The sequence below is a fragment of the Nonomuraea sp. B208 genome (assembly GCF_057536035.1).
In genome coordinates, this window is sequence record NZ_BAAJOU010000033.1 from 216553 (window position 1) to 233680 (window position 17128).

Sequence of the window (17128 nt, forward strand, 5' to 3'; positions counted from 1 at the left end):
AGAATTGCTCACATTCGTCCCCGCAGGCCGTGCGACATGCGACGTTGCGGTAACCGAACGTGGTTCTGTGGAACACGTTCTAGGCCGGGCTGCTGCTCTTTCCTGGTGCATAGCGGTACATTCCGTCCCAACGGGATTGCGTGACGCGAAGTTGGAGGACCCTTGGCCAGGCGCGCTCTGATCACCGGCATCACCGGCCAGGACGGTTCCTATCTGGCGGAGCACCTGCTGGAGCAGGGGTACGAGGTCTGGGGCCTCGCCCGAGGCCAGGCCAACCCGCGCGTCTCCCGCGTGCGCAGGCTGCTGTCGGACGTCCAGGTCGTCCGCGGCGACCTCCTCGACCAGGGGTCGCTCATCTCCGCCGTCGAGCGGGTCCAGCCCGACGAGGTCTACAACCTGGGGGCGATCTCGTTCGTGCCCATGTCCTGGGAGCAGGCCGAGCTCACCGCCGAGGTCACCGGGATGGGCGTGCTGCGCATGCTGGAGGCGATCCGGGTGTGCTCGGGCGTCTCGCGCGGCGGCGCCTCGGCGGCCTCCGGGCAGATCCGCTTCTACCAGGCGTCGTCCTCCGAGATGTTCGGCCAGGTCAGCGAGACGCCGCAGAACGAGCGCACCTCCTTCCACCCGCGCTCGCCGTACGGCGTGGCCAAGGCGTACGGGCACTTCCTCACGCAGAACTACCGCGAGTCGTACGGGATGTTCGCCGTGTCCGGCATCCTGTTCAACCACGAGTCGCCGCGGCGCGGGGCGGAGTTCGTCACCAGGAAGGTCTCGCTCGGCGTGGCCAGGATCAAGCTGGGGCTCGCCGCCGAGCTGCGGCTCGGCAACCTGGAGGCCAGGCGCGACTGGGGGTACGCCGGCGACTACGTCCGGGCCATGCACCTCATGCTGCAGGCCGACAGGCCCGAGGACTACGTGATCGGCACCGGGCGGATGAAGTCGGTGCGCGAGCTGGCCGAGGCCGCCTTCACCGCCGCCGGGCTCGACTGGGAGCGGTACGTCGTCACCGACCAGACGCTGCACCGGCCGGCCGAGGTGGACCTGCTCTGCGCCGACCCGAAGAAGGCGCGCAACCAGCTCGGCTGGGAGCCGACGGTGTCGTTCGACGAGCTGGTGGCCATGATGGTCGAGGCCGACATGAAGCTGCTCACCGACGGCGGCGACCCCGACCAGGAAGGCTCCTGGCCCTAGACCCGTGCGGCTTCCCGGTAGGCGCCGGGGGTGAGCCCGAAACAGCGGACGAACCAGCGGGTCAGGTGGCTCTGGTCGGCGAAGCCCGTGGCCGCCGCCGCCTCGCCGATCGGGACGCCGTCCGCGATCAGCGTACGGGCGCGGCGCAGCCGGAGCAGGCGCTGGTAGTCGCTGGGCGGCATGCCGTACCGCGCCACGAACGCCCGGTACACCGCGAACCTGCTGCCGCCCGTCGCCCGCGCCAGTTCCTCTGCGGTCGGGTCATCGAACAGGCGGTCCTCCAGGAACCTGCACGCCCGCGCGGCCATCGCCGCTGACGTCCCGGTTTTTGGCGGGTCCGGCGGTGCCTGCGTCGCCGCCGCCCTGACCAGGTGGGCGACCGTGCCGGCGAGCAGCTCGTCGCGGCGCAGGGCCGTCGCGGCCGGGTCCAGGAGCGCCCGGTGGAAGGCGCGCAGCGCGCCCGCCGCCGCCGCGTCCGCCACCAGCGGGGCGGCGAACAGGGGGAGCGGCGCCCGGCGGCCCGTCGCGTCCGCCAGCGCCTCCGTCACCAGACCGGGACCGATGTGCACGATCCGGTAGGTGAAGCCGAGCGCGTCGGCGGCGTGGCCGTCGTGCGGGTCGTCCGGGTTGAACGCCATCACCATGCCGGCCGCGCTCGTGTGCGCCGCGCCTCGGCAGGTGAACGACTGGGCGCCGGTCTCCGTCACGCCGAAGGAGTAGGTGTCGTGGCTGTGGCGGTGGTAGACGTGCCGTTCGAAGTGGGCGTGCATGGCCTCCAGCGGTCGCCGCCCGGCCCGCCAGTACCGCGCCCAGTCCCTTCCCACGCCTCCAATCCTCCTCGCGTCCCCCATTGACAAAGAGAGTTTTTACGTAAAGGATGATTTTTGCGATGAGAGACATCCTGTACCTGGAAGCCATCGAGCAGGCCGAGGCGCTGCTCAAGCCGCAACGCGTCGAGGTGCTGCGGCAACTCGCCGAGCCTCGTACCTGCTCGGAGGTGGCCGCCGTCCTGGGCCAGACGCCGCAGCGCGTCTACTACCACGTGAAACGCCTGGTCGAGGCGGGCCTCGTGGACCAGGTCGCCGAGCGCAAGGTCCGGGGGATCTCCGAGGGGATCTACCAGGCCGGCGCGCGGTCGTACTGGCTGTCGCCCCGGCTGGTCGGCCGCATCGGCGGCCTGCGCCGGGCCCGCGACGAGCTCAGCCTCGGCTACCTCCTGGATCTCATGGAGGAGGTGCAGGAGGACATCGCGGCGCTCGACCGCACCGCGCCCGAGCTGCCCTCCGTCGGCCTGTCCGGCGAGATCCACCTACGGACCGAGCAGCGCCAGCAGTTCCTCACCGACCTGCAGACGATGCTCCAGGACCTGTTCACCCGCTACGGCGGCGCCGAGGGCGACGCCTTCAAGCTCGCCGTGGCCTGCTACCCGAAGACCGACGACCGTCGAGGAGACGATGACGATGACCGACGACCTGCAGACGCCTGAGCCCGCCGCCCCCATGATGCTGCGCGCCCGCGTCCCGGCCCCGATCGCACGGGTCCGCGAGGCGCTGACCGACCCCGCCGAGCTGCGCGTCTGGCTCGCCGAGCAGGCCGAGGTGGACCTGCCCGCCGGACGCTACGCCTTCTGGGGCCCCACCACCCCCGAGGGCGACGCGCCGCACCAGCGGTTACTGCACGCCGACGACCGCACCGTGCGCTTCGCGTGGGTCCTCGACGGCGAGGAGACCACCACCGAGTTCGCCCTTGAGCCCGACGGCCCGGTCGCCACGTTCGTCACGGTGTCCCAGAGCCACTTCGACTTCCAGGACGCCATGACGGGCAAGAGCATCCGGGGCGTGCTGCAGACGTACTGGTGCCTGGCCATCGCCAACCTGGCCGAGCACCTGGAGGGGCGGGAGCTGACGCCGCGGGTCGACTTCACCTCGTCCGAGCTGCGCGCCGAGGCCGTCGTGGACGCCTCGCCGGCGGACGTGTTCGCCTCGCTGATCGAGAGCGAGGCCGTGACGAAGTGGTTCGGGTACCCGATCGAGATCGAGCCGTACGTGGGCGGGCGCTTCGCGATGGGCGGCCTGGCCAACGACCCGAGCCCGGCCAAGGTGCTGGAGCTGGTGCCCGAGCGTACGTTCTCGGTCGACTGGGGCGGCGGCAGGATCGGGACGTGGGAGCTGGAGGGCAGCGGCGGGCGTACCCGGCTGACGCTGGTGCAGAGCGGCTTCGACGCCGGGCAGCCGCCGTACTCGGCGTGGGGCGGCATCCTGGCGGGGCTGGCGGAGCTGCGGCGCTACCACGAGGTGCCGGACTGGCGTCCGATCCTGGAGCCGGCGTAGGGGCTGGGGCCGCACGAGCGTACAAGACGGGCAGGCCCTCGGTCGGGAAGGCTCGGGGGCCATGCGTTTCGATACGAAGATCGCCATCGTGGTACGCGACGACCTGGCCGTCTGGCAGCGCCTCAACGTGACCGCCTTCCTGGCGAGCGCGGTGGCGGGCGGGGTGCCGGAGACCATGGGGGAGCCGTACGCGGACGGGTCGGGCGTCGCGTACCTGCCGATGTTCCGCCAGCCGGTGCTCGTGTACGAGGGCGGCCTGGCGCAACTGCGCGGGATCCGGGAGAAGGCGATCGGGCGGGGGATGGACGTGGCCGTCTACATCGAGGAGATGTTCAAGACGGGCCACGACGCGGACAACCGGGCGGTGGTGCGGGCCGTGGCGAGCGACGAGCTGATGCTGGTCGGACTGGCCGTCCACGGCCCCCGCAACGCCCTCGACAAGACCCTGAAGGGCCTGTCCCTGCACCCCTGACCCCGCCGGTTATCCACAGAACCCCGCTCGGCCGCTCGCCCGTACGCGCCGGCCACCATCCTGACCCCATGCACCAACCAGCCGAGGCTCCGCTCACCCCCTCACCCGCCGAAGACCCTCTGATCGACCGGACCCGTCAGATCACCCGAGCCATCCCACAAGCCACCGCCTGCCGCCGGACCGCCGCCCACATCTGGGGCCTCGACGTCCTCCCGACCCGCACGGGCGACGACTGGCCGGTCGAGCTCATCGCCCGAGGCCATGTCACCCTCCCCGGCTGCGTGACCTACCTGGCCCCGCTGCCGGACGACGACATCATCCTGCACAAGGGCGTCCGCCTCACCACCATGGAACGTACGGCCCTCGACTGCGCCCGCCACCTCCCCCGCATGGAGGCGGTGGCGGTCCTCGACCAGTTCGCCCGCAAGGGGCTCGACCTGGAGGCGTTGTGGCACCGCCCGCTCAACTCCTGGCAACTGCGCGACACGCTCAGCCTCGCCGACGGGGGAGCCGCCTCGCCGAGGGAGAGCTCGCTCCGCGTGATCCTCGTCGAGGGCGGCCTCCCCAGACCCTCCACCCAGATCAGGGTCGACCTGGGCGACGACCACCACGCCTATCTCGACCTGGGCTGGGAGGCGTTCAAGGTCGCCGTCGAGTACGACGGCCAGGAACACCACACCTCACCCGCCGACCGCCGACGCGACACGGACCGCCGCGAGGAGCTCCGCCGCCGCGGCTGGCGCGTGATCGCCGTACGCCGTGACGTCATCCCCGGCCAGATCGCCGACCTCCTCCACCACGTGGCGGACGCCCTGATCGAGCGCGGCTGGCGCCCCGCCCCGGAGACCACGACCCGCATCCTCCGCAACATCCGCGCCGCCCGCCACCGCTCCTACCAAGGCGGCAGACGCCGCCGAAACCCCGGCAACGACTGGACGTCCTGGTGACCGCACACCTCGGCGGAGATCATCCCAGCTCAGAAACGGTCCGCGTGCTCGTCAACCCACTGCGTGAACGTAAGTGCCGGACGCCCGATCACCCGCGAGACCGTGTCGTCCACGGTCGTGGAGTCATCAGTGGGCTCGGCATACCAGCCGATGACATACTCGGCGTCCGCCCGGGACACGCCCGTGGCCATCAGCCTCTCGACCGCCTGCTCGTGCGTGATCCGCTCGAAGGCGATGGGGCGGCCGAGCCTCCGCGCCAGGATCGCGATCCGCTCACTCGTCGTCAGCGACTCAGGCCCGGTCAGGTTGTAGGCGTGCCCGGAGTGGCCGTCGTCGAGCAGCGCGACGGCTGCCACAGCCGCGATGTCGGCCTCGTGCACCAGCGCGCTGGGAAAGTCGTACGGCTCTCGGACCACTCCCTCGGCCCGGATCGATTCGGCCCAGGTCAAGGTGTTGGACATGAACTCCTGTGCCTCCAGGCGCGTCCATTCCACGCCGGAGTCCGCCACCGCCTGCTCGACCGGGCCCACCCAGCCGCCCCACAACACGGTGATGCGCCGAACGCCCGCGGCGACCGCCCGCTTGACCAGCTCGGGCCCGACCTCGGCCAGTCCGGCCGTCACCGTGATGTGCAGCCGGCTGACGCCGTGGAGCGCGGCGTCCAACTTCTCCGGCGCGGTGTGCGTGCCGGCCACCAGCTCCACCTCGGCCGGAAATCTTCCCGCGTTCGCCGCCGGGTCCCGGGTCAGGGCCCGGACCCGCTCTCCTCGGCGGACCAGCTCCGCCACAACGTGCCGGCCCGTGTTCCCGGTGGCGCCCGTCACCAAAGTCGTCACAGTGGAGTTCCTTCGTCATCTCGTCCTGGTGAGTCGCTGACGAGCCTAGAAACTCAACCGCGCTTGAGGTCAACGACCCGCCCGGCCACCGGCGTGCCCGTCGGTCGTCCCGCTAGGCGTTCGACGGAGGGCGTCCCGGCGGCACGCCGGGACGCCGCGTCCGCTACTCGTTGACGCGGTCGAAATGGAACGGGCAGTGGGTGCCGCCCAGGCCGATCGTGGTGCGGCGCTCGAAGCGGAAGCCGTGCCTGCTCGGCTCGATGGCCTCGATCCAGTTGGCGTCGAACGCGCACATGGCCGGGGTCAGTTCCGGCGCCCCGTTGGCGACCAGGACGTCGTGGTAGAAGCACTGGCGCACGTCGAGGTGATAGCGCTCGTCGTCGTCCACGGGCCGCTCGAAGACGAACCCCTTGCCGAACGCGTGCTCCTCCCGCGACTTGCTCATCTCCACCATGGCGCGGAAGGCGTCCGGCGCATGGTCCAGCATGGCCCGGGTGCCCTCCTTCATGGCGTCGCCGAACGGCTCGACGAACGCCGCCTGGACGGCGTCGATGGCCCGTTGCCTGCCGAGCCTGGGCCGGAGGGCTTCATAGGCGGCGACCAGCGCCAGGGTCAGGCGCAGGTTGTGCCGGGCGGGCTCGTCGACGATCCGCGACCGGTTGGCCGCTTCGAGCTCGTCCTGACGGGCCCGCATGGCGGCGGTGAGGTCGGCCTCCGTCGTGGCCAGGCGCTCGTAGAAGGCGTCCAGCAGCAGCGTGGTGTCGCGATCGGGGTCGGGGACGTAGTCGCCGCCGGCGAGCCCGAACTGGTCGGTGGACATGATGGTCGGTCCTTTCGGTGTACGGCTCGGCGCGTACACGTCCAGGACCCCGCGCGGAGGCGTGACCGGACGTGCCCGCGACCGAGCGAGCACGCCAGCGCACTCCACCGACCGACCGGCGCTGACTAGCTACGTGTGTTGATATTTCGCACGAAGTCTGGCACGGCCGCGACGATCACGTCCACCTGCCCGCCTAGCTGATGGTGACCGGGAGTTCCTTGATGCCGTTGATGAAGTTGGAGCGCAGGCGGCTGGCCGGGCCGGACTGGGTGAGGCGGGGGCGGCGGCGGGCCAGTTGTTCGAACAGGACCCGGAGTTCGAGCTTGGCCAGATGGTTGCCCAGGCAGAAGTGGGCGCCGCCGCCGCCGAAGCCGATGTGCGGGTTGGGGCTGCGGCCGATGTCGAAGACCTCGGCGTCAGGGAAGACGGAGGCGTCGCGGTTGGCGGAGCCGTAGAAGACGACCACCTTGTCGTCGGCCTTGATGGGCTGGCCGCCGATCACCTGGTCGCAGGTCGAGGTCCGGCGGAAGAGGTTGACGGGGGAGACCCAGCGGACGATCTCGTCGGCGGCCGTCTTGGCCATCGTGGGGTCGGCGACGAGGCGGTCCCACTGGTCCGGGTGGTCGAAGAAGGCGAGCATGCCGCCCGAGGCCGCGTTACGGGTGGTCTCGTTGCCGGCGACGATCAGCAGGAGGACGAAAAGGTCGAACTCGCTCTCGTCGAGCGTCTCGCCGTGCTCGTCGGGCTGCAGGAGCTTGGTGACGATGTCGTTCCTGGGGTTGGCCTTGCGCTGCGCCGCGAGCTGGTTGGCGTAGGCGTAGACCTCCATGGCGGCGTCGGGGCCCTCGCCCGGCACGTCGGCGTAGTCGGGGTCCTGCGCGCCGATCATGCGGTTGGACCAGGCGAAGAGCTTGTCGCGGTCGGAGACGGGCGCGCCGAGCAGCTCGCAGATGACGTAGAGGGGCAGCGGCGCGGCGACCTCGGTGACGAAGTCGATCTCGCCCGAGCACTTGTCGAGGAGGTCGTCGCAGATGTCGCGGATGTGCTCTTCGAGGGCGTTGATGGTGCGCGGGGTGAAGCCCCGGTTTACCAGCGAACGGCGCCGGGTGTGCTCCGGCGGGTCCTGGTTGAGCATCATGAGCCGCTGAAGGGCGATCTGCTCCTCCTCCAGCTCGTCGAAGAGCGCGAGCCTGCGGTGGGAGGAGAAGAGCTCGGAGTGGCGCGAGATGTGGACCACGTCCTCGTAGCGGGTGACGGCCCAGAATCCGGGCTCGCCGTCGTGCCAGTGGACGGGGGAGTTGGCGCGCAGCCAGGCGAACTGCTCGTGCGGTGGTCCAGCGGTCGCGTAACGGTCCCTGTCGACGAGGTCGATGTGCACCCGGCTCACCCTCTTGATCAAGCGCTTGGTTAAGTGGTACTGGAACGTGTTCTATTACGTGACTGTACGACCGTCAAGGAGCCACGGCGAGCCGGTAGGAGCGACGTCCGATGTCTGTGTGACGGCCACGTATCCTGTGCGTGAACCGGGTCATCGGGGCGATATGGCCGGTTCATGTCGCCGGTGATGATGTTTGAGCAATATGTCCAGGTCACAGATCGGATGTTTCCGTAGCCTCACCCTTGACACATCCCGGGTAGGCGCTTCAGCATCGGGAGACGAGACATCCGATGTATAGATGAAGGATGCGGTGTGAAGCTGCTGCGAGTAGGACCTGTCGGACAGGAACGGCCGGTGGTATTGGATGAGGCCGGTAACCTGCGCGACATCGGAGAGCCCGACATCGACGGTGCTTTCCTCGCCTCCGGAGGAGTGGCGCGCGTCCGTGCCGCGCTCGACCGCGGTGACCTGCCGATCGTGGCCGAGGAGGGCCTGCGGGTGGGCGCCCCCGTCGCGCGGCCCGGCAAGATCGTCTGCATCGGCCTGAACTACCGCGACCACGCCGCCGAGTCGGGCGCGGAGCCGCCGGCCGAGCCCGTGGTCTTCATGAAGGCCGCCGACACCATGGTCGGCCCGTACGACGAGGTGCTCGTCCCCCGCAACAGCGTCAAGACCGACTACGAGGTCGAGCTGGCCATCGTCATCGGGAAGCGGGCCCGCTACCTGGAGAGCAGGGAGGAGGCGCTGGAGGCCGTCGCCGGTTACGCCGTGGCGAACGACGTCTCCGAGCGCGAGTTCCAGCTCGAACGCGGCGGCCAGTGGGACAAGGGCAAGTCGTGCGAGACGTTCAACCCGCTCGGGCCCTGGCTGGTGACCGCGGACGAGGTGGGCGACCCGCAGAGCCTGTCGCTGCGCCTCTGGGTCAACGGTGAGCTGCGCCAGGACGGCGACACCAAGAACATGATCTTCGACGTCGCCGAGATCGTGCGCTACCTCAGCCAGTTCATGGTGCTGGAGCCGGGTGACGTCATCAACACCGGCACCCCCGCCGGTGTGGCGATGGGCATGCCGGGGCAGCCGTACCTCAGGGCCGGGGACGTCGTGGAGCTGGAGATCGAGGGTCTCGGGCGGCAGCGGCAGACGGTGGGCCAGGCATGACGAACCCAGGCATGACGAACAACGACAACCGACCGGCGTACCGGATCGTCGGGATGGAGACGCACGACGTGCGTTTCCCGACCTCGCGCGAGCTCGACGGCTCCGACGCGATGAACCCTGACCCCGACTACTCCGCCGCCTACGTGGTGCTGCGGACCGACGACGGCCACGAGGGCCACGGGTTCGCGTTCACGATCGGGCGCGGCAACGACGTGCAGACCGCCGCGATCAGCGCGCTGGAGCAGTACGTGCTCGGCAAGGACGTCGAGGACCTCGGCGCCCTCTACAAGGAGATGGTCAACGACTCGCAGCTGCGCTGGCTGGGGCCGGAGAAGGGCGTCATGCACATGGCGATCTCCGCCGTGGTCAACGCCCTGTGGGACCTGAAGGCCAGGCGGGCCGGCAAGCCGGTGTGGCGGCTGCTGTCCGAGATGTCCCCCGAGGAGATCGTCGGCCTGGTCGACTTCCGCTACCTCAGCGACGCGCTCACCCCCGAGGAGGCCCTGCAGATCCTGCGCAAGGCCGAGGGCGGCAAGGAGGAGCGGATCGCCGAGCTGATCGAGACCGGCTACCCGGCCTACACGACTTCCCCCGGCTGGCTCGGCTACGACGACGAGAAGCTGCGGCGGCTCTGCGAGGAGGCCATCGCGCAGGGGTTCGGGCAGATCAAGCTCAAGGTCGGCGCCGACCTGGAGGACGACAGGCGGCGCTTCAGGGTCGCCCGCGAGGTCTGCGGCCCCGACTTCCCGATCGCCATCGACGCCAACCAGCGCTGGGACGTCGGCTCGGGCATCGAGTGGGTCAACGCGCTGAGCGAGTTCGGCCCGCACTGGGTGGAGGAGCCGACCAGCCCGGACGACGTGCTCGGCCACGCCGCCATCGCCCGCGGCATCGCGCCGATCCCCGTCGCGACCGGCGAGCACGTGCAGAACCGCATCGTCTTCAAGCAGCTCCTGCAGGCCGGGGCCATCTCCTACCTGCAGATCGACGCCGCCCGCGTCGGCGGGGTCAACGAGAACATCGCGATCCTGCTGCTCGCGGCCAAGTTCGGCGTCCCGGTCTGCCCGCACGCCGGCGGCGTCGGCCTGTGCGAGCTGGTGCAGCACCTGTCGATGTTCGACTACGTGGCGGTCACCGGCACCATGGACGGCCGGGTCATCGAGTACGTCGACCACCTGCACGAGCACTTCGTCGACCCGGTGGTGATCCGCGACGGCCGCTACCTCGCGCCGTCGCGTCCCGGCTTCAGCGCGCAGATGCACGCGGAGTCGATCGCCGCCCACACCTTCCCCAACGGTTCGGTCTGGAGGGACGCGTGAGCCGGACTAACGCAGCAGGTCTGAAGGCCGTCGTGACCGGCGGCGGCTCCGGCATCGGCCTGGCGGCCGCCACCCTGCTCGCCGAGCGCGGCATGACGGTGGCCTGCCTCGACCTCAACCCGCCGGGCGAGCCCTTCGTGGGCATCAAGGCGGACGTGACGGACGACGCGAGCGTGCGCGCCGCGGTGGCCGAGGCCGCCGAGCGGCTGGGCGGCATCGACGTGCTGGTCAACAACGCCGGCATCGGCGCCCAGGGGACGGTCGAGGACAACCCCGACTCCGAGTGGCAGCGGGTCTTCGACGTCAACGTGTTCGGCATGGTCCGGGTCGCCCGCGCCGCGCTGCCCTACCTGCGCAGGTCGGAGCACGCCTCGATCGTCAACACCTGCTCCATCGCGGCCACCGCCGGGCTGCCCCAGCGCGCGCTCTACAGCGCGACGAAGGGCGCGGTCCTGTCGCTGACGCTGGCGATGGCCGCGGACCACATCCGCGAGGGCATCCGCGTCAACTGCGTCAACCCGGGCACCGCCGACACCCCGTGGGTCGGCCGGCTGCTCGACTCCGCCCCCGATCCGGAGGCGGAGCGGGCGGCGCTCAACGCCAGACAGCCCATGGGCCGCCTGGTCACGGCCGAGGAGGTCGCCGCGGCGATCGCCTACCTCGCCGGCCCCGAGTCGGGCGCGACCACCGGCACGTCGATCGCGGTCGACGGCGGCATGCAGGGCCTGCGGCTGCGGCCCACCAACTGAAGCGACCAGTCAAACGAAGGAAGGTACCCCCCTATGAAGTTCGGACGGGTGATCACGGGCGCCGCCCTCTTGGCGGTCGTCACGGCGTGCGGCTCAGGCACCACGACGGAAGGCGCGAGCGGCGGCGGCGGGAAGGTCGGCATCGACCACCCCCGGGCCGACTCCGACTTCTGGAACTCCTACATCAAGTACGTGCCGCAGATGGCGAGCGAGCTCAAGGTGGACCTCATGCCCGCCACGAACTCGCAGAACGACGTGTCCAAGCTGGTCAACAACGTGCAGGCGCTGGTCGGCCAGGGCGCCAAGGCCATCGTCATGGCGCCCCAGGACACCGGCGCGGTGGCCAACACGCTGCAGCAGCTGGAGAACAAGAAAATCCCCGTCGTCTCCGTCGACACCCGGCCGGACAAGGGCAAGGTCTACATGGTCGTCCGCGCCGACAACCGCGCGTACGGCACCAAGGCGTGCGAGTTCCTCGGCGAGAAGCTCGGCGGCAAGGGCAAGGTCGTCCAGCTCCAGGGCGCGCTCAGCTCGATCAACGGCCGTGACCGGTCGGAGGCGTTCCTGGAGTGCATGAAGACGAAGTTCCCCGACATCACGGTCTTCAGCGAGCCGACCGAGTGGGAGGGCAGCAAGGCGGCGTCCATGCTGCAGACCCGCCTGGAGCAGAACCCTGACATCAAGGGCATCTACATGCACGCGGGCGGCGTCCACCTGGCGCCGACGCTGCAGGTGCTCAAGCAGAAGGGCCTGCTCGTGCAGCCGGACGACCCCAAGCACATCTTCGTGGTCTCCAACGACGGCATCCCGCAGGAGTACGACGCCATCCGCAAGGGCGAGATCGACGCCACGATGTCGCAGCCGGCCGACCTCTACGCGAAGTACGCGCTCTTCTACGCGAAGGCCGCGCTGGAGGGCAAGACGTTCCAGCCGGGCCCGACCGACCACGACAGCACCATCATCCAGCTCCCCAACGGTCTTGAGGACCAGCTTCCCGCGCCTCTGGTCACCAAGGAGAACGTGGACGACAAGAACCTCTGGGGCAACCAGGTCGGCTGATGAGCATTCACGTCGAAGCCCGCAACGTCGTCAAGCGGTTCGGTCCGACCGTCGCGCTGAACGGCGCGAAGATCGCGATCGCCGAAGGCGAGACGCACGCGCTCCTCGGCAGGAACGGCGCGGGGAAGTCCACCCTCGTGTCGATCCTCACCGGGCTGCAGCGGCCGGACGAGGGCGAGGTGCTGTTCTCGGGAGAGCCGGCGCCCGCCCCCGGCGACCGGGACGCCTGGCGGCAGCGCGTCGCCTGCGTCTACCAGAAGTCCACGATCATCCCGGCGCTCACCGTCGCCGAGAACCTCTTCCTCAACCGGCAGAGCGACGGGCACGGGCCCATCAACTGGCGGACGGTGCGAGGCCGCGCGCGCGAGCTGCTCGACACCTACGAGGTGGACGTCGACGTGCAGGCGCTGGCCGGCGATCTCAGCGTCGAGCAGCGCCAGCTCGTGGAGATCGCGCGGGCGCTGTCGTTCGGCGCGCGCTTCATCATCCTCGACGAGCCCACGGCGCGGCTCGACGGGCCGGCCATCGAGCGCTTGTTCGCCCGCATGCGCTCGCTGCGCGAGCAGGGCGTCACGATGATGTACATCTCGCACCACCTGGACGAGGTGTACGAGATCTGCCAGAGCGTCACGGTCTTCCGCGACGCCCGGCACATCATGACCCGGCAGGTGGACGGGCTGCCGCAGGACGAGCTGGTGCACGCCATGACCGGTGAGGCGACGTCCGCGTACCACGCCAGGGAGCGCACGCCCGGCGAGCGGGTCGTGCTCGCCGGCGAAGGGCTGTCGCTGGCCGGCCGCTACCGGAACGTGGACATCAGCGTCCGCGCCGGCGAGGTGGTCGGCCTCGCCGGGTCGGCGAGCAGCGGCAAGGTCGGCCTGGCCGAGACCCTGGTCGGGCTGCGCGGCGCCGACACCGGCACGGTCGTGGTCAACGGCACCACGGTGAAGCCCGGCGACGTGCCCGCCGCGATGAAGGCGGGGCTCGGGTTCGTGCCCGAGGACCGCCATCACGAGGGGTTCGTCCCGTTGCTGTCGGTGGGGGAGAACGCCACGTTCCCCATCGCCCGCAAGCTGGGCCGCTTCGGCGTCGTGTCCCCGGCGCGCCGCCGGGAGAAGGCCAAGGAGATGATCACCGCCCTGGACATCAAGACCGAGGGCCCCGACCAGCCCGTCGCCGACCTGTCCGGGGGCAACGCGCAGAAGGTCGTGTTCGCGCGGGCGCTCGTGGACGATCCCACGGTGCTGGTCGTCATCAACCCCACCGCCGGCGTCGACGTCAAGGCCAAGCAGGCCCTGCTCGGCGCCGTCGAGGACGCCGCCGAGCGCGGCGCGGGGGCCGTCGTGGTCTCCGACGAGCTCGACGACCTGCGCATCTGCGACCGGGTGCTGGTGATGTTCCACGGGGAGATCGTCAAGGACGTACCGCGTGGCTGGACGGACCACGAGCTCGTGGCCGTGATGGAAGGCGTACAAGAGTGACCACTTTGACCGCACCGGCTCCGCGGCTACGGCTGGCCAGGTTCCGCGACCTGACGCTCGTGCCGGTGATCGTGCTCCTGCTCGTCGTGGGCGCGTTCCTGGACCCGACCTTCCTGACGGCGGGCAACCTCACGAACGTCCTCCAGCAGCAGGCGGCGATCTCGCTCCTCGTGCTGGCCGAGGCCATGATCCTGATCGCCGGGAAGTTCGACCTGTCGCTGGAGTCGACGGTCGGCACCGCGCCCGCCATCGCCGTGATGCTGGTGATCCCGGCCGCGGCCGGCGGGTTCGGGCTCGGGCTGCCCGGCACGCTGGTGATCCCGCTCGCGCTGCTCGTCGGGGCCGCCATCGGCGCCTTCAACGGATTCCTGATCATCAGGTTCCAGCTGTCCGCGTTCATCGTGACGCTGGCCATGCTGATCATCGTGCACGGCTTCCTGCAGGGGCCGACCGAGGGCAAGACGCTGTTCCAGCTCCCCGAGTCGATCCTCTACCTCGGCAGCGCCCTGTGGCTCGGGCTGCCCGCGGCCATCTGGATCGCCGGGCTGCTGTTCGCGGTCGGCATCTTCGGCCTCGGCTACCTGCGGATCGGCCGCTCGCTCTACGCGATCGGCGGCAACATCGACGCCGCCCGCGCCGCGGGCATCCGGGTGGACCGGGTGCTCTACGGCGTGTTCATCCTCGGCGGCGTCCTCGCGGCGCTGGCCGGCATCCTGGAGACCGGCCGCCTCGGCGCGATCGGCAACGGCATGGGCGTCGGCTGGATCTTCATGGTGTTCGCCGCGGCCGTCATCGGCGGCGTCAGCATGGACGGCGGCAAGGGCACCATCCTCGGCGCGCTCACCGGCGTGCTGGTGATCGGCCTGGTGCAGAACATCCTCACGCTGATCGGCGTCTCCGGCTTCTGGCAGCCCGTCATCTACGGCAGCATCATCCTCATCGCCCTGATGATCAGCCGGATCGCGGGCGGGAAGGCACAGGATTAGATGGGAGTCACGGCGTGATCGAGCTGCCGCGTCACGGCTTCGGCGGTGCGCCCATCGGCAACCTCTTCCAGGCGGTCACCGACGCCGAGGCCCGGGCCACGGTGGACGCCGCCTGGGAGAGCGGGGTCCGGCTGTACGACACCGCGCCGCACTATGGCCTCGGCCTGTCCGAGCGCCGGCTCGGCGCGGCGCTCGCCGGGCGTACGGACTATGTCCTGTCGACCAAGGTCGGGCGGCTGCTGGTGCCCGCGCCGGCGCCGTCGGGGCGCGACGACGACATCTTCGACGTCCCTGGCGAGCTGACGCGGAAGTGGGACTTCTCGCGCGACGGCGTACGCCGCTCGCTGGAGGACTCACTCGAACGCCTGGGGCTGCCGGCCGTGCACGTCGCCCTCATCCACGACCCCGATGAGCACGTGGAGCAGGCGCTCGGCGAGGCGTACCCGGCGCTGGCCGAGCTGCGGGCCGAGGGCGTGGTGCGGGCGATCGGGCTCGGCATGAACCAGTGGCAGGTGCCGCTGCGCTTCGTCCAGGAGACCGACATCGACGTGGTCATGCTGGCCGGGCGCTACACGCTGCTCGACCAGTCCGGCCTGCCCCTGCTGGAGGCGTGCGCCGAGCGGGGGGTGCGGGTGCTGGCGGCCGGCGTCTTCAACAGCGGCATCCTGGCCACGTCACGGCCGGGCGGCACCTTCGACTACCAGCCGGCGCCTGCGCCGCTGGTGGAGCGGGCCTCCCGGATCGCCGAGGTGTGCGAGCGGCACGGCGTGAGCCTGCCGCAGGCGGCGATGGCGTTCCCGCTGCGGCATCCGGCGGTCGCCGGCGTCGTCCTGGGGGCGCGGACCCCGGAGGAGGTCACGGCCAACGCGGCCCTGTGGTCGCGGCCGGTGCCGGACGCGCTGTGGGAGGACCTGGAGTCCGCAGGACTCATCTGACGAGGGCGTAGCCGGCGATCCACAGCTTGGGGATGACCTCGGTCTCGTCGAGCAGGGTGAAGCCGAGCCCTTCGTACAGCCGGCGGGCCGGCACGTTGTCGCGGCCGGTGGAGACGACGACGCGGCGTCCGCCGGCTCGGGCCAGCACCGCCTCGACCAGCGCCCGGCCGATGCCGCGCCGGGCCATGGCCGGGGCCACGACGAGCCGGTCGATGTCGAGCTCGTCCGCGCTCTCGGCCCAGGCCACGGCTCCCGACAGCGCGCCGCCGTCGAAGGCCGCCAGCCACAGCAGGTCACGCGCCCGCAGCTCGGCCAGGCTCTCGTGCAGCGGCGGGATCCGGTCGTCGCCGATGAGCTCCGCCTCGACCGCGTACGCCGCCTTCTGCATCGCCAGCAACTCGCTCCCGAGCGGGTCGTCGTGCGGCGAAACCGTCTTGATGATCACCACCCGAGTATCCCGCACCCCCCGCTCAGGACGGAATGAACAGCCAGGACGTCGAAGGACCCGGCTCGTACGGCGAGTCCAGCCGCTTGGCGACCACACCCGGCAGCCCCTGCTCCCTGGCCGCCTGCCGCACCGGCCCCGCCTCGCCGGGCCACGAGGGCGCGACCTGCCAGCGGGTCCCCGACACCTCCAGCGCCTCCAGCGCGGCCCTGCGCTCGGTGTACGGCCGGTCGAGCAGGGCGTGGCCGTCGTCGTACAGCAGGTCGTAGAGGATCAGGAGCTCGGCCCCGCCGAGCGTGGCGACCTCGCCGTCCAGCACGGCGCTCCGGCTGCCGAACGACTCGGCGAGGGGCCGCAGCCAGGGATGCTCGCGGGCGGCGTCCGTCCGGCCGCCGTCGACGGGCACCAGGAGACGTCGGCCGCCCCAGGCGAACTCGAAGGCGTAGGAGGCGGCGTCCCTGGGCGGGCGGGCGCGTTCGGCAGGGAGCATCGGGTCGAGCGCGGGGAACGGGTCGCGCACCGCCTCGTCCATGCGGTGGATCATCCAGTTCTTGCCCCGCGTACGGAACAGCACGAACCGCCCGGAGGCGCGTGCCCCGCGCAGCACCACCTTGACCTCGCGGTCGGACCACTTCTCCGTCTCGTACGTGCCGGTGTCCCAGACGGTCATGGTGCCGCCGCCGTACTCGCCCTGGGGGATCTCGCCGTGGAAGGTGAGGTACTCCATGGGGTGGTCCTCGGTGTGGACGGCCAGGTGATTCGTCCGGGGGTCGGCGGGCAGGCCCTTGGGGACGGCCCAGGAGACGAGGACGCCGTCGCGTTCCAGGCGCAGGTCCCAGTGCAGCGACCGGGCGTGGTGCTCCTGGATGACGAACGCGTGCCCGTCCCCGGCGGCCGGGGGCTCGGCCGGGACGGGCTCGGGGGTGCGGGCGGCGTCGCGCTTGCTGCGATATCGCTCAAGTTTGTCCGGCACGCCCCGGCTTCTACCCGCCGCTCCCTTCGTTCATCATCAACAATCCTCC

At 70.7% G+C, this 17128-nt stretch carries 18 protein-coding genes; 12 read left to right on the forward strand and 6 right to left on the reverse strand.

Annotated elements, in window-relative coordinates:
• The first annotated feature begins 162 nt into the window (after positions 1-162).
• A complete protein-coding gene (locus AC27IY_RS46420) occupies positions 163-1191 on the forward strand; it encodes a GDP-mannose 4,6-dehydratase (protein ID WP_344217599.1) in 1029 nt (342 codons plus the stop codon).
• On the opposite strand, the gene AC27IY_RS46425 is transcribed toward AC27IY_RS46420, so the two are convergent.
• Positions 1188-2015, reverse strand: coding sequence for an AraC family transcriptional regulator (locus AC27IY_RS46425; RefSeq protein ID WP_487181851.1), 828 nt, complete (start codon positions 2013-2015; stop codon positions 1188-1190). The two genes, AC27IY_RS46420 and AC27IY_RS46425, sit on opposite strands and share 4 nt — an antisense overlap.
• A 65-nt stretch (positions 2016-2080) precedes the next feature.
• Between AC27IY_RS46425 and AC27IY_RS46430 the strand changes: the two genes are divergently transcribed.
• The 4 genes from AC27IY_RS46430 to AC27IY_RS46445 all read left to right on the forward strand — a co-directional run bounded on the left by AC27IY_RS46430 (position 2081) and on the right by AC27IY_RS46445 (position 4940).
• Complete coding sequence (locus AC27IY_RS46430) at positions 2081-2677, forward strand: helix-turn-helix domain-containing protein (protein ID WP_344217595.1); 597 nt, start codon at positions 2081-2083, stop codon at positions 2675-2677.
• A complete protein-coding gene (locus AC27IY_RS46435; RefSeq protein WP_449953291.1) occupies positions 2652-3521 on the forward strand; it encodes an SRPBCC domain-containing protein in 870 nt (289 codons plus the stop codon). Before AC27IY_RS46430 ends, AC27IY_RS46435 begins: the two co-directional genes overlap by 26 nt.
• A 61-nt stretch (positions 3522-3582) precedes the next feature.
• Positions 3583-3993, forward strand: a complete 411-nt coding sequence (locus tag AC27IY_RS46440; protein ID WP_449953294.1) for a DUF2000 family protein — start codon at positions 3583-3585, stop codon at positions 3991-3993.
• A 68-nt stretch (positions 3994-4061) separates the two neighbouring features.
• Positions 4062-4940: a DUF559 domain-containing protein gene (locus tag AC27IY_RS46445; protein ID WP_487181852.1), complete on the forward strand. Its 879-nt coding sequence runs from the start codon at positions 4062-4064 to the stop codon at positions 4938-4940.
• A gap of 29 nt (positions 4941-4969) precedes the next feature.
• On the opposite strand, the gene AC27IY_RS46450 is transcribed toward AC27IY_RS46445, so the two are convergent.
• The 3 genes from AC27IY_RS46450 to AC27IY_RS46460 form a co-directional block, all read right to left on the reverse strand.
• Complete coding sequence (locus AC27IY_RS46450) at positions 4970-5776, reverse strand: NmrA family NAD(P)-binding protein (protein WP_487181853.1); 807 nt, start codon at positions 5774-5776, stop codon at positions 4970-4972.
• Positions 5777-5939: 163 nt separating this feature from the next.
• Entirely contained in the window at positions 5940-6596 is a 657-nt protein-coding gene (locus AC27IY_RS46455) for an L-2-amino-thiazoline-4-carboxylic acid hydrolase (protein ID WP_487181854.1), read from the reverse strand.
• 193 nt (positions 6597-6789) lie between these two features.
• Complete coding sequence (locus AC27IY_RS46460; protein ID WP_487181855.1) at positions 6790-7974, reverse strand: cytochrome P450; 1185 nt, start codon at positions 7972-7974, stop codon at positions 6790-6792.
• A gap of 354 nt (positions 7975-8328) precedes the next feature.
• Between AC27IY_RS46460 and AC27IY_RS46465 the strand changes: the two genes are divergently transcribed.
• Genes AC27IY_RS46465 through AC27IY_RS46495 form a run of 7 tightly spaced genes read left to right on the forward strand, consistent with a single transcriptional unit; the run spans position 8329 to position 15661 of the window.
• Complete coding sequence (locus AC27IY_RS46465; protein WP_344217582.1) at positions 8329-9132, forward strand: fumarylacetoacetate hydrolase family protein; 804 nt, start codon at positions 8329-8331, stop codon at positions 9130-9132.
• Complete coding sequence (locus AC27IY_RS46470; protein WP_449953312.1) at positions 9129-10451, forward strand: L-fuconate dehydratase; 1323 nt, start codon at positions 9129-9131, stop codon at positions 10449-10451. The genes AC27IY_RS46465 and AC27IY_RS46470 overlap by 4 nt, the downstream gene beginning before the upstream one ends.
• Positions 10448-11200: an SDR family NAD(P)-dependent oxidoreductase gene (locus tag AC27IY_RS46475; RefSeq protein WP_364454235.1), complete on the forward strand. Its 753-nt coding sequence runs from the start codon at positions 10448-10450 to the stop codon at positions 11198-11200. The genes AC27IY_RS46470 and AC27IY_RS46475 overlap by 4 nt, the downstream gene beginning before the upstream one ends.
• Positions 11201-11233: 33 nt before the next feature.
• Positions 11234-12259 (forward strand): sugar ABC transporter substrate-binding protein, encoded by a 1026-nt coding sequence (locus tag AC27IY_RS46480; protein ID WP_344217576.1) that lies wholly within the window; start codon positions 11234-11236, stop codon positions 12257-12259.
• The gene (locus AC27IY_RS46485) at positions 12259-13740 is read left to right on the forward strand and encodes a sugar ABC transporter ATP-binding protein (RefSeq protein WP_449953317.1); all 1482 of its coding nucleotides are present in this window, start codon (positions 12259-12261) and stop codon (positions 13738-13740) included. Before AC27IY_RS46480 ends, AC27IY_RS46485 begins: the two co-directional genes overlap by 1 nt.
• Complete coding sequence (locus AC27IY_RS46490) at positions 13737-14726, forward strand: ABC transporter permease (protein WP_423446567.1); 990 nt, start codon at positions 13737-13739, stop codon at positions 14724-14726. The genes AC27IY_RS46485 and AC27IY_RS46490 overlap by 4 nt, the downstream gene beginning before the upstream one ends.
• A 14-nt stretch (positions 14727-14740) precedes the next feature.
• Positions 14741-15661, forward strand: a complete 921-nt coding sequence (locus tag AC27IY_RS46495; protein WP_487181856.1) for an aldo/keto reductase — start codon at positions 14741-14743, stop codon at positions 15659-15661.
• Here the strand turns inward: AC27IY_RS46495 and AC27IY_RS46500 are convergent.
• Together AC27IY_RS46500 and AC27IY_RS46505 are read right to left on the reverse strand one after the other, a co-directional pair.
• Positions 15654-16106, reverse strand: a complete 453-nt coding sequence (locus AC27IY_RS46500) for a GNAT family N-acetyltransferase (RefSeq protein ID WP_344217568.1) — start codon at positions 16104-16106, stop codon at positions 15654-15656. The genes AC27IY_RS46495 and AC27IY_RS46500 overlap by 8 nt on opposite strands.
• Positions 16107-16131: 25 nt before the next feature.
• Positions 16132-17079 (reverse strand): DNA polymerase ligase N-terminal domain-containing protein, encoded by a 948-nt coding sequence (locus tag AC27IY_RS46505; protein WP_364454219.1) that lies wholly within the window; start codon positions 17077-17079, stop codon positions 16132-16134.
• Positions 17080-17128: the final 49 nt, after the last annotated feature.

Coding starts and splice junctions, on each gene's coding strand:
- AC27IY_RS46430 (WP_344217595.1), top strand. CDS start 2,081: ATGAGAGACATCCTGTACCTGGAAGCCATCGAGCAGGCCGAGGCGCTG.
- AC27IY_RS46435 (WP_449953291.1), top strand. CDS start 2,652: ATGACCGACGACCTGCAGACGCCTGAGCCCGCCGCCCCCATGATGCTG.
- AC27IY_RS46440 (WP_449953294.1), top strand. CDS start 3,583: ATGCGTTTCGATACGAAGATCGCCATCGTGGTACGCGACGACCTGGCC.
- AC27IY_RS46445 (WP_487181852.1), top strand. CDS start 4,062: ATGCACCAACCAGCCGAGGCTCCGCTCACCCCCTCACCCGCCGAAGAC.
- AC27IY_RS46455 (WP_487181854.1), bottom strand. CDS start 6,596: ATGTCCACCGACCAGTTCGGGCTCGCCGGCGGCGACTACGTCCCCGAC.
- AC27IY_RS46470 (WP_449953312.1), top strand. CDS start 9,129: ATGACGAACCCAGGCATGACGAACAACGACAACCGACCGGCGTACCGG.
- AC27IY_RS46480 (WP_344217576.1), top strand. CDS start 11,234: ATGAAGTTCGGACGGGTGATCACGGGCGCCGCCCTCTTGGCGGTCGTC.
- AC27IY_RS46485 (WP_449953317.1), top strand. CDS start 12,259: ATGAGCATTCACGTCGAAGCCCGCAACGTCGTCAAGCGGTTCGGTCCG.